Raw genomic sequence first — 12027 nt, 5'->3', positions numbered from 1 at the left:
TGCGTTCAAGCACAAAAGGCTGACCGGTCAAGCCGTCAGCCAATTTTTGCTAAAAATGGTTAGGAATTATAGCGGATTTTGTAAATTTTGGCAAGAAATTGACCGCTTGCAAAAACAAGCCCCAAGATTCTACTTGAGGCTTAATAGCTAGAAGATAGCCTCTAAACGTACAAATGTCTGAATAAAGTGCTTACGATCTTTATCTTTGTCGTTATAAAAACTGATTTCAGGCTGGATAAAGAGCCAGTTGCGCCAGATTGGTTGACGATAGGAGACAAATGGACCCCAATAGTTAAATTTTGATAACTCTTTATCTAAACGCCCCCCCATACTGATACCATAGCTGATGTGCGTGAGTGGTTTGAAGTTATGTTGACGATATAAACTATTCCCCCAACTTCTTTCTTCATCTACATCATGACGATATTCAAAATTGGTGTGGTTCATAATAAAGGTGGTATCCGTTTCGGTATATTTATTTTCAAAGTTAGTACGTAAATAGTGCTTGCTCTCTGAACCGTAACGATAAATTTGCTCTAGGCGGGTACTGAACTGGTCGGTGATTTTCCAATCTTTACTGATGCGTAAACGCCCGAAAATATCGCTTCCCGAACGAATACCAGCATCTAAATCGGTCTCAATCCCTAAAGCCTTAATGCCATCAGACCAACGTAAACCGATAGAAGAGTTCGAATCTCTCGCTTCACGAGAGTTATAGCGTTTATTTGGATTGACGTTTTTATACAATTTTCCAGCATGATTTTTATCGGTAAGCTCATTATCCAGTTCGTCATCACCAAATACGACATTTAGATGCTTTTTCAAGATAGGGAGTTTGATTTTACCACGAACACGGGGCTTATAAGTAAATTTATCGTGTTTATCCCAACGGCTATCTAACATTACCCGTAAAGAAGCCGTTCCCGGTTTATCTGGGTCTACATCACCTAGCCAACTGTTAATATTGTTTGCCCAACGATCTAAGGTAGTGCTTACTGTTTCATGTTTCTTGTCTACCCAAGTGTTATTTTCTTCTGCCATCACCATAACAGGTGTAAGTGCTAGTAGCGGAATAAGACATTTTGTTTTCATAATATTCTCCTTTTTAGGAATCACATCATAATCTAAATTATTTGGTATTACAAAAAATATCCTCTCTAGGTTACAGTGCAACCTGGGGAAAATAAACCGCTGTTAATTTGACTAATTCGGATAATGAAATGCACTGAAATGCAGTGAGCTTCTCTTGCAATCCTCGAGCTTGCACATCTTGTGCCAATAAATAGCAACGGGGCAATTTTGCAAAAAATTGCGGACTTTTGACCGCTTGTAGCACGCCATCTTGCCACAGAACAACCGCATCGTTCTCACTAAGATGTGAGAAAAAGAAGTTTAAGGTTTCTTCATCATAATTCGCTTTGGAAAGGGTATAAAGCATAAATATTCCTTAAAACGTCATTACTTTTTCAGCTTGATTGAGCAATGCGATCATCTCAGCGTGAGTTTTAAATTGAAGCATTCGCAGTAACCAATCTGCATTATCCAGCCCTCGTAAACTTACACTTTCTTGGCAAATAAAACATTCAGTTAAGTCATACAACTCCAATAATTTGAAGGTGGAAATATGATCTTTTTGTAAGAGTTTTTCCGGCTGTTGATCGGCAATGAGATTAAATACGCCATCATTGATAAAGAGGATAGCTATCTCTTGCTCGTCACAAAAAGCACTAGCTGCAAGCAAGGCATCTAGCCCCTCACGGCTAACTGCCGAACCAAAAGGTGGCTGGGTAAATAAAAAGGCAAGTTTATATTTCTTCATCTTAAAAAGTCAGTAATCGATCCGCTTTTAATACTGCTTGGCTAAATTCGCCTAACCCGGCTAGGGTAAATCCTTCGGCTAAATTATGTGTTGCATTAGCTGAGATTTGCTCATCCACCACGCCTCTACGCTGGGCAGCAGCAATGCACAAATGCAGAGGCAAGCGGTGCAATTTAGCCAATTTTTTCCACATCTCGACTAAATTCACTTCATCGCTTGCTGGATTCACTAAGGCATTAGCATTGCTCACGCCTTCTTGAAAAAAGAATATTTGGCAAATTGTATGATTGGCTTTTAATAATTCTTCCGCCACTTGGTAGGCTAAAAATGCCCCTTGTGAACCATAAACCGGTGATTTTATCGCTAATACATAATCCATTAATCATTGTCCTGCTTAATTTGACGAATATAGAGATACACAGTATGGCGTGAAATATCCAGCTTCTCCGCTACTTGGTTAATGGAATCTTTAATATCAAAAATCCCTTTCTCAAATAACGAAATCACAATTTGACGATTTTTATTATTGTTAGAAATTTGACGATCTGCCATCACATCATCAATGGTCGTTTGAATCGTTTGTGAAACCAAATCTTCTACTGAACTGGCAAAAGTAACTTCTGAAGCGGTATCTACAGGGGCAATAAAAGAATTGAGAAACTGTGAGGTAGGTACTTCCAAATTAATATTAATGCACAGTAACCCGATAACGTGCTGTTTACCATTACGAATCGCAATAGTGATAGACTTCATTAAAACGCCACCTTTTGCCTTGGTAAAATAAGGTTTGGAGACGCTATCCGTTGCCATATGATGCAGCGATTTCAATGCACGGTCAGTAATCGGAGAGCCGATTTTACGGTTAGTATTGTGTCCGTTAGCAATATAAATTGCCGAATGTTCCAGAAACTCTAACGAATGCAATACAATTTCGCAATGCTCACCAATCAGTGCCGCAATCCCATCTACCATCGGAAAGTAAGAAGCAAGAATGGCGTGATCTTCGTCAGAAAAAGGCGTGAATTTTTTGGTCATAATACAAATTACAAGCGGTTAGTTTTATCACATTTTTTGCAAATATTATAATAAATCTAACCGCTTACGTATCTTCAATAATTAAGGAATAACGAATTATTTCTTAGCATCTGCTGCTTTAAAATCTAATAATTCAATTTCAAATTTCAAGGTTGAATTTGCTGGAATTTTGCCTGCGGCACGATCACCATAAGCTAATGCAGGTGGCACTACAATTTCCATCTTACCGCCTTTTTTCAACATAGGAATCGCTTCAATCCAACCCGGAATTAATTGATTTAACTGAAATTCAATCGGCTCACCACGGTCGTAAGAGCTGTCAAATACCGTGCCATCAGTCAAAGTGCCTTTGTAATGCACCTTCACAGTATCTTCCGCTTTTGGTGAATTGCCTTCACCTGCTTTTTCAATTTTATATAACAGGCCTGAAGCCGTTTCTTTTACGCCAGACTGTTTTTTATAATCAGCACGGAATTTATCGCCTGCAGCTACCGTTGCTTTGGTTTTTTCTTCGTTAATCTTTGCTTCTTTCGCAGATAAATAGGCATCTAACGATTTTAACTGCTTTTGCAAATCTTCATCGGTTAATTTACCGGTTTTCTTTAAGGTGTCCTGAACACCGGCTAAGATTTTATCCTGGTTATAGGTAAAAATATCCTTTTGTGACTCAATCACACCATTAATATTTTTACCCATTAATACACCCACGGCATAAGAGGAATCATCCACAAATTTAGGATCTGCTTTTTCTTCTGCCATCACATTTGTACTAAAAAGTGTGCCAACAATAAGAGTAAATAATGATAATTTGGTTTTTAACATAATTTTTCCTTATAAAAATAACTGTTAAGAAAATTTAAGATAGGGTAAAGTGTAATTCCTTTTCACACAACCTTTTTTTAGTAAAAAATGGATAATAATTATACATTATCGGCAAAAATTACCGAATTGGAGACTAAAGTTGCTTTCCAAGAGCTGATTATTGAAGAGTTAAATCAAGCACTTATTGAGCAACAATTTGCAATTGATAAGTTACAAACTCAGATTCGCCATATTGCTGAGAAATTGAAAGGGGCTCAACTAAGCCAAGTTGCTTCACAAGCAGAAGAAACACCCCCTCCTCACTATTAATGCTGTTAAAATAGCGTTTTTTTCAAAAAATAAACAATACATTAGAGAAGGAAAGTAATGAAAATTGGTATTATTGGTGCGATGGCACAAGAAATTGAGATTTTACGCCAAGTAATGGTTGAACCTAAAGTCACTGAATTAGCAGGTTGTAAAATTTTTGAAGGCAAAATTAACAATACCCGTGTGGCATTATTACAATCGGGTATCGGCAAAGTTGCTGCCGCCATCGGCACTACCTTACTGATACAGCTCACCCAGCCGGATATGATTATTAATACAGGCTCTGCCGGTGGATTAGATCCAGATTTAAACGTAGGTGATATTTTGATTTCAACCGAAGTTCGTTATCACGATGTTGATGTGACCGCCTTTGGTTATGAAATCGGGCAACTACCGGCAAACCCGCCAACATTTTCGCCAAACGAGCAATTAGTCGAATTAGCTCAAAAGGAAGCGAAAAAAGCCGGTTACAATGTGGTTTCAGGCTTAATCTGTAGCGGCGATGCCTTTATTAACGGTAATGATAAGATTAATCAAATTCGTCAGAATTTCCCGAATGTCGTTGCAGTCGAAATGGAAGCAGCAGCCATTGCGCAGGTTTGTCACGGTTTTAACCTTCCATTTGTAATCGTAAGAGCAGTATCGGATGTAGCGGACAAAGAATCCCACCTTTCTTTTGAAGAATTTCTGCCATTAGCCGCAGAAAAATCTTCCACGATTGTATTAGCAATGCTAAATAATATCGATTAATTTTAATTGTTAGCGAAATTTCAAGTTTGTAAATGTTTATTAAAAATTGACCGCTTGTTATCGCTATTTTGGGCAAGATTTTGTAGAATCTTGTTAGTTTTTTGCCTACAGACAAAAATTGTAGGCATTTTTCTTTTTAGTTATTGAGAGTTATATGAGTGCTTCACCAAATATTGGTTTTATCAGCTTAGGCTGCCCTAAAAATTTAGTTGATTCCGAACGTATTTTGACCGAACTGCGTGCGGATGGTTATAACATCATCCCTAGTTATGAAAATGCGGATCTTGTGATTGTAAACACCTGCGGTTTTATTGATTCCGCAGTACAAGAATCTCTTGAAAGCATTGGTGAAGCGTTAGAAGCTAACGGAAAAGTAATTGTCACCGGCTGTTTAGGGGCAAAAGAAAACCAAATTCGTGAGGTACACCCTAAAGTATTGGAAATTACAGGGCCACATAGCTATGAGGCGGTAATGAACCACGTCCATAAATATGTGCCAAAACCGGAATTTAACCCTTACACCAGCTTAGTGCCAAAACAAGGGATTAAATTAACACCGAAGCATTACGCTTATTTGAAAATTTCCGAAGGCTGCGATCATCGCTGCACTTTCTGCATTATTCCTTCAATGCGTGGCGATTTAGCAAGCCGTTCTATCGTGCAAGTATTAGATGAAGCAAAACGCCTAGTTGATGCCGGGGTAAAAGAGCTGTTAATCGTCTCACAAGACACCTCAGCCTATTCGTTAGATCGCAAAAAAGAAGAAGAAACCAAAACCGTTTTCTGGAACGGTATGCCGATTAAAAGTAATTTAATTACGCTATGTGAGCAATTAGGCTCAATGGGCGTGTGGGTGCGTTTGCACTATGTTTACCCATACCCACACGTAGATGATTTAATTCCGCTTATGGCTGCCGGCAAAATTTTGCCGTATTTGGATATTCCACTCCAACACGCCAGCCCGAAAATCTTAAAAGCGATGAAACGCCCGGGTTCAATCGAAAGAACCTTAGAACGCATTAAAAAATGGCGTGAAATTTGCCCTGAATTAACTCTGCGTTCTACCTTTATTGTCGGCTTCCCGGGGGAAACAGAAGAAGATTTCCAACTATTACTCGATTTCTTAAAAGAAGCACAATTAGATCGTGTTGGTTGCTTTAAATTCAGCCCAGTGGAAGGTGCTGTTGCTACCGATATGCCGGATCAAGTGCCGGAAGAAGTAAAAGAGGAACGTTTCCACCGTTTTATGCAACTACAACAAGAAATTTCCGCTGCTCGCTTACAAGCAAAAATCGGCAAAACCGTACAAGTAATTATTGATGACATTGACGAAGAAGGCATTATCGGTCGCTCAATGGCAGATGCACCGGAAATTGACGGTGTAGTCTATGTAGATAATCCTTCAAACCAATTAGTGACAGTAGGGCAAATTATTTCAGTAACCATTACACATGCAGATGAGTATGATCTGTGGGGAATTTTAAACAACTAAGGATACATTATGTCAGCAGAAAATATGCCTAGCGTCATCCGTTTTGAGCAGGCGGTCGCGAAAAAAGATTATGAATCGGCTTGTACCGAGCTACTGTCTATCCTTTCAAAATTAGATAGTAATTTTGGTGGCATTTCCAATATTGAATTGAATATGCCAGAGCAGATTGAAAATTTAGAAAATGATAAAGCTATCTATTTCTGTACTCGAATGGCGGTAGCGATTACTCGCTTGTTTGAAGATCCTGCATTAGAGATCTCCGAACACGGTGCTATGCGTTTTCTGACATTACAACGCTGGATAGCATTAATTTTTGCCAGTTCTCCATACGTAAACGCAGACCATATCTTGCGTACTTACAATAGAAATAAAGAATCTGCTAATCCAAATACGGTTGATTTAGATGCCACATTACAAGCACTAATTAAGTTCTGTATTTTATACTTACCGGAATCTAATATTTTATTGAATCTAGATGCTGCATGGAATGCTTCATCAGATCTCACCGCATCACTTTGTTTTGCACTCCAATCACCTAGATTTATTGGTACATCCTCTGCTTTTGCAAAACGCGCGGCTATTTTGCAATGGTTCCCAGAAAAATTAGCGCAAATTGAAAACTTGAACAAGCTACCGAGCGCCATTTCACACGATGTTTATATGCATTGCAGTTATGATATTGAAGCAAATAAACATAATGTAAAACGGTCGTTAAATGCTGTAATTCGTCGTCATTTACTTTCTGTCGGTTGGGAAGATAGAAAAATTGAACAGCTTGGTACCAGAAATAATAAACCTGTCATGGTAGTATTATTGGAGCATTTCCATTCATCACATTCTATTTATCGTACTCATTCAACCTCAATGGTTGCTGCACGCGAACATTTCCATCTTATTGGGCTAGGCAGTGATGCTGTAGATGAAATGGGGCAACAGGTATTCGACGAATTTCATTTATTACCACAAGATGGCTCACTATTTGACCGCTTAAGCTTTTTAAAAGATATCTGTGATAAAAATAATCCAGCCGTATTCTATATGCCTAGCATTGGAATGGATTTAACCACTATTTTCGCTAGTAACACTCGCCTAGCACCAATTCAAGCTGTTGCGCTAGGTCATCCGGCAACTACACACTCTGATTTTATTGAATATGTCATCGTAGAAGATGACTATGTTGGTTCCGAAAGCTGCTTTAGTGAACAATTATTACGTCTTCCAAAAGATGCGCTACCCTATGTGCCTTCCGCATTAGCGCCTCAAAATGTGGTCTATAACCTACGTGAAAATCCAGAGGTTATCCATATCGGAATTGCATCAACCACTATGAAATTAAACCCATATTTCTTAGAGGCATTAAAAGCCATTCGTGATAGGGCGAAGGTAAAAACTCATTTCCATTTTGCATTAGGGCAATCTAGTGGAATTACGCATCCTTATGTGGAACGTTTTATCAAAAGCTATTTAGGAAATGATGCAACCGCACACCCACATTCGCCATATGATGAATATCTAAATATTCTACATAATTGCGATATGATGCTAAATCCATTCCCATTTGGAAATACAAACGGCATTATCGATATGGTTACGCTTGGTTTAGTTGGTGTCTGTAAAACAGGCCCTGAAGTTCATGAACATATTGATGAAGGTTTATTTAAGCGCCTCGGGCTACCTAATTGGTTAATTACCCAAACAGCAGAGGAATACGTTACTCAAGCTATTCGTTTAGCGGAAAACCACGAAGAACGCTTAGCAATTAGACGCGACATTATTGAAAATAATAAATTACAAACATTATTTTCTGGCGATCCTCGCCCGATGGGACAAATATTCTTAGCTAAAGTGCAGGCATGGTTAGCGGATAAAAACCCTAAAAATGCGGAAGTAGAAGTTAAAACAAAGAAAGTAAGAAAAGCAGCTACTGCTAGCCAATCCGCAAAAAAACAGACAACTTCGAAAACACAGACAGCCAAAGCGGAAAAGGATAACGCAGCAAAAACCGAAACTAAGAGCTAGTTCATTAAACAAAGCCCAAGTAGTCATTTAACTTACTTGGGCTTTTTGCAAAAAAGTGAGTCAATTTAACCGCTTGTATCAACCTAATGCGGCACCACTTAAACCAATAAAGAAACCCGCTATAGTTGCACTCATTAAGTTCGCCAATGTGCCGCCAATCACTGCTTTTAAACCTAAACGAGCAATATCTGAACGCCGACTTGGTGCCATACTTCCGATACCACTAATCAATACCGCAATTGCACTAAAGTTTGCAAAACCACATAAAGCAAAAGTAATTATTGCCTTAGTTTTATCGCTTAATTGCACCACAGCATCAGGCTGTAGATATTTAGCAAACTCAAGATATCCGACAAATTCATTAACAGCAAGTTTCATACCTATCATTTGACCTGCAATATCGGCATCTTGCCACGGCACACCGATTAAGAAAGCAAGTGGTTGGAATAAATAACCTAATAAAATTTGTAAGGTTAGCCCCTCATAACCAAACCAATTACCAATGCCACCAATAAAGCCATTTAATAAAGCGATCACTGCAATAAATGCTATTAACATAGCACCGACATTAATAGCCAAAGTAACACCTGCACTAGCACCATTAGCTAGGGCCTCAACCACGTTATTTGGCTTTTCAACTTCAACATTGTCATCTGCTTTACTCTCCAAGGTTTCCGTTTGAGGATACATTAATTTAGCAAATAGTAACCCAGCTGGTGCAGCCATAAAGGAGGCCGCAATAAGATAAGTTAAAGGAACGCCCATTCCGGCATAACCAGCCATAACGGAACCAGCAATTGAAGCAGTTCCACCAACCATAATGGCAAATAATTCTGACTCTGTCATACGGCTAATGTATGGTTTTACAACTAGAGGAGCTTCTGTCTGACCAACAAAAATAATTAGCTGCCGCTGACATTGATTCTGCCTTGGAAGTGCCTAGTGTTTTTTGTAATGCTCCACCAATAATTTTAATCACCCATTGCATCACACCAAGGTAGTAAAGCATTGAAATTAACGCAGAGAAGAAGATAATAATAGGCAATACTTTAACCGCAAACACAAAACCAATGCTGCTATTACTCGGATTCGCTAAATTGCCAAACACAAAGCTAATACCTTCGTTACCATAATTAATAATATTGCTCACACAATTTGCAGTAGCTAGCAATGCATTTCTTCCCGCTGGAAAGTAAAGAATAAGAGCGGCAAAACCAATTTGAATCGCCAAAGCGCCCAAAATTGTGCGAAATTTAATGGCTTTGCGATTATTTGATAATAAAACACCTAAGCCTAATAACACAAAAACACCAATTATGCTAATTAGTATATCCATCGTAAGTCTCCATTAGTAAATAGTAATAACTTTTTGAATACCGTGCCGTTTTGCAAATGCTGCCAGTTCATCGGTTTGCTCGATAGTGGGTACAAAACGAGCCAAGCCTGTTTCATCTCTCGCTCCTTTGGTGTGTACCCGAATAATTTTAAGTAGTACATCTGGGTAAGGTTTAAGTAGGTCAGCCACTTTTTCGAGCAAATGGTGGGCGTTATAAAACTCATTGAGGTAAACCAAACGTACTTCTTCCACCTTATCAAGCGGTAATAATTTGGCTAAATTTTGCAAATTGCGAGCCAAGTTTTCAGGTTTAATATGATTCACGTTTGGAAGAGCCTGTTCAGGCACTTTGCCGGCTTGGTTTTTCCGATCAAAGCATAGCGTTTGTAAGCCCGCCCCATCTCCTTTGAGATCGAACAGAAATTTATCGGTAACATTAATTAACGGCTCTGTTGCCTCAAAATCAAAAAAGCCGCTGCTGTCTAAATAACAGGTTAGCCCTTGCTCACGCAACGCCTCGAACAGTGGCACTAATTTTTTATGATGAATGGTTGGCTCTCCACCCGAAATAGTGACTCCTCGAATAAAGGGAACTGCCTCCATCACTTGATCGTACAAGTATTGCAAGCTAACCTGTTTTGCTTCCTTGCTATAACGTGGAATGGTTTCCGGGTTATGGCAATACAGGCAATTCAGCTTGCAACCTTGTAGAAAAATGCTGGTACGATTGCCCTGCCCTTCTACATTCGAGAAGGGGATAATGCGGTGTAACGGCACAAAAATCTCAGAAAGTGCAGCCATTGTTACCCTGCATTCACATTTTCTTCATCACGCAGCTGGCGGTCGAACACTTTCGCACAATCATCGGTGCCTGAACCATACCAAGTGGTATCACGCAATACCGCTTCGCCTTTGCGATAACGTTCAACCTCGCTTTTTTTCACCAAGTAGCCTGTCACTCGAATCAAATCAGTATTTTTCAGGTAAGTGGTAATGTAGCGATAACCTTGGGCGAACGAGCCGTCAATAATATCCACCACCGCATCTAAATGATCAGTGTAGGTTTGGTCAAAGGCGAATAAATCCCCCGTACCGGATGGGAAATATTTATGGAAAGGAGCAGACTGTTTTAAGTGTGCCAATAAGGTTGGCTCTTCGCCCACACGAATGCGGTGTGCCGGCGTGTTCATTTTGTCTTCAGCGTGGTTATTTGCCCCCACTTGAGCGTGTAACAGATATTGGTTATTGGTTCGTTCAACATACAGCCCTTTATGAGCGTCATTTACTGCTTGGAGCTTATCCATAATCAGCGTCGCAATTTCATCGCCACGTTTGCTTTGCCCAAAGGTTTCATTTAAACCTTCTTGCTTGAGTAAATGATTCACCGCATCGGCAAGACCTACAATCGCAATCATACTTGTGAAGTTAGTACGTTTGATAAAGCCCTCCTGAACCAAGAAGCTACTTTCAAAGAAATTGCTTTCTTCCACCAAGAATTTATGCCGTTTATCCATCGTGGAAAGGGCGAGTTTTGCCACTTTCGGCAGCATCTCATTGACCATTTGTTCAACACTCGCACAAGCACGCCCGATAGTACCTAAACGCAGGCGGGTCAGAGTGTAAGCACCGCCACATTCCGGTAAGGCGTTATAACAGCTTGCAATTCCGTATTCTTCGCCTAAATCTTGAATGTAGTAGGCATCATTAGCAAAAGACGGTTTGGACACCAACAAGCACGCTTTCGCCGCCAGTTCGGCAAATTCACGCGATGTTTTGGTTTTATCATAACGAATCGTCATATTCGGTGTAGTGTTTTCAAGCTCAATCACCGCTTTTAAGATTAAACGACCGGCTTTGGTGTCATTCGGCCCGATGTTAGCGTGGCAGAAAGAATCGGAAATGGTTTTATCGATATGATTTAAGAAACGCTTGATTTTAATGTAATCTTGCTCTTCATCGGTTATAAACGGTTCTAACAGTTGGTCTAAACGCCCGATATACACCGGAAAAGTAGTAATGGACGGAACGTGTGAATACAGAATTAACAAGCCGTCTAAGGCTTCATCTAAATTGGTTGGCGGAGGTAAATCTAAGAATTGGCAACCTTTTTGCATATACACATTATAATCAGGCAAAATATAACGTGGGCGATAAATCGCATAACCTTCATTTAAATCGCAAATCATCTGATTTTCAATGTGTTCCCACTCTTCTTCAGTGTAGCCAAGTAGTTCAATCGGGTTAAATAACCGCTCAGCAATATTGCCTAAACTCATCAATTTTTGCTGATAAGTGAGATTTTTTGCTTTTACTACCTCAAGAATATCTTGTAATGAAGCCTGCATAACATTTTCCTCTCTATTAAGTGATAGTTCGGATTTTAGTCAAACCGAATAAAAATTGCTGTGACTTAGATCACAGTTTCTCTTTTATATTCCTCAAAAG

At 39.4% G+C, this 12027-nt stretch carries 12 protein-coding genes and 1 pseudogene; 4 read left to right on the top strand and 9 right to left on the bottom strand.

Going from position 1 to position 12027, the window contains the following annotated elements:
- Positions 1 to 147 precede the first annotated feature (147 nt).
- From EDC41_RS07050 to fkpA, 6 genes are all read right to left on the bottom strand, one after another.
- Positions 148 to 1092, bottom strand: a complete 945-nt coding sequence (locus EDC41_RS07050) for a hypothetical protein (protein ID WP_020824286.1) — start codon at positions 1090 to 1092, stop codon at positions 148 to 150.
- Between the two features lie 70 nt (positions 1093 to 1162).
- Positions 1163 to 1438: a sulfurtransferase complex subunit TusB gene (tusB, locus tag EDC41_RS07045; RefSeq protein ID WP_006248455.1), complete on the bottom strand. Its 276-nt coding sequence runs from the start codon at positions 1436 to 1438 to the stop codon at positions 1163 to 1165.
- A 9-nt stretch (positions 1439 to 1447) separates the two neighbouring features.
- Complete coding sequence (gene tusC, locus EDC41_RS07040) at positions 1448 to 1819, bottom strand: sulfurtransferase complex subunit TusC (protein ID WP_006248454.1); 372 nt, start codon at positions 1817 to 1819, stop codon at positions 1448 to 1450.
- 1 nt (position 1820) lies between these two features.
- Complete coding sequence (tusD, locus tag EDC41_RS07035; protein ID WP_006248453.1) at positions 1821 to 2198, bottom strand: sulfurtransferase complex subunit TusD; 378 nt, start codon at positions 2196 to 2198, stop codon at positions 1821 to 1823.
- Entirely contained in the window at positions 2198 to 2854 is a 657-nt protein-coding gene (locus EDC41_RS07030) for a helix-turn-helix transcriptional regulator (protein WP_006248452.1), read from the bottom strand. The genes tusD and EDC41_RS07030 overlap by 1 nt, the downstream gene beginning before the upstream one ends.
- Before the next feature lie 96 nt (positions 2855 to 2950).
- The gene (gene fkpA / locus EDC41_RS07025) at positions 2951 to 3676 is read right to left on the bottom strand and encodes an FKBP-type peptidyl-prolyl cis-trans isomerase (RefSeq protein WP_006248451.1); all 726 of its coding nucleotides are present in this window, start codon (positions 3674 to 3676) and stop codon (positions 2951 to 2953) included.
- Between the two features lie 87 nt (positions 3677 to 3763).
- On the opposite strand from fkpA, the gene EDC41_RS07020 reads away from it, so the two are divergent.
- The 4 genes from EDC41_RS07020 to EDC41_RS07005 all read left to right on the top strand — a co-directional run bounded on the left by EDC41_RS07020 (position 3764) and on the right by EDC41_RS07005 (position 8246).
- A complete protein-coding gene (locus EDC41_RS07020) occupies positions 3764 to 3985 on the top strand; it encodes a SlyX family protein (RefSeq protein ID WP_006248450.1) in 222 nt (73 codons plus the stop codon).
- A gap of 57 nt (positions 3986 to 4042) precedes the next feature.
- Complete coding sequence (gene mtnN / locus EDC41_RS07015) at positions 4043 to 4735, top strand: 5'-methylthioadenosine/S-adenosylhomocysteine nucleosidase (protein WP_006248449.1); 693 nt, start codon at positions 4043 to 4045, stop codon at positions 4733 to 4735.
- A 154-nt stretch (positions 4736 to 4889) separates the two neighbouring features.
- Entirely contained in the window at positions 4890 to 6227 is a 1338-nt protein-coding gene (gene rimO, locus EDC41_RS07010) for a 30S ribosomal protein S12 methylthiotransferase RimO (RefSeq protein WP_006251936.1), read from the top strand.
- A gap of 9 nt (positions 6228 to 6236) precedes the next feature.
- Entirely contained in the window at positions 6237 to 8246 is a 2010-nt protein-coding gene (locus tag EDC41_RS07005; protein WP_006251935.1) for a UDP-glucose:protein N-beta-glucosyltransferase, read from the top strand.
- Between the two features lie 78 nt (positions 8247 to 8324).
- Here EDC41_RS07005 and EDC41_RS07000 read toward each other — a convergent pair.
- From EDC41_RS07000 to EDC41_RS06990, 3 genes and pseudogenes are all read right to left on the bottom strand, one after another.
- Positions 8325 to 9582, bottom strand: a pseudogene (locus EDC41_RS07000) (NupC/NupG family nucleoside CNT transporter).
- 12 nt (positions 9583 to 9594) lie between these two features.
- Complete coding sequence (locus tag EDC41_RS06995) at positions 9595 to 10383, bottom strand: 4Fe-4S cluster-binding domain-containing protein (protein ID WP_006248445.1); 789 nt, start codon at positions 10381 to 10383, stop codon at positions 9595 to 9597.
- A 2-nt stretch (positions 10384 to 10385) separates the two neighbouring features.
- A complete protein-coding gene (locus EDC41_RS06990) occupies positions 10386 to 11927 on the bottom strand; it encodes a YjjI family glycine radical enzyme (protein ID WP_006252591.1) in 1542 nt (513 codons plus the stop codon).
- Between the last annotated feature and the right edge of the window lie 100 nt (positions 11928 to 12027).

The organism is Mannheimia haemolytica (assembly GCF_004342115.1).
GTDB lineage: Bacteria > Pseudomonadota > Gammaproteobacteria > Enterobacterales > Pasteurellaceae > Mannheimia > Mannheimia haemolytica.
This window is presented reverse-complemented; position numbering and strand designations above follow the sequence as displayed.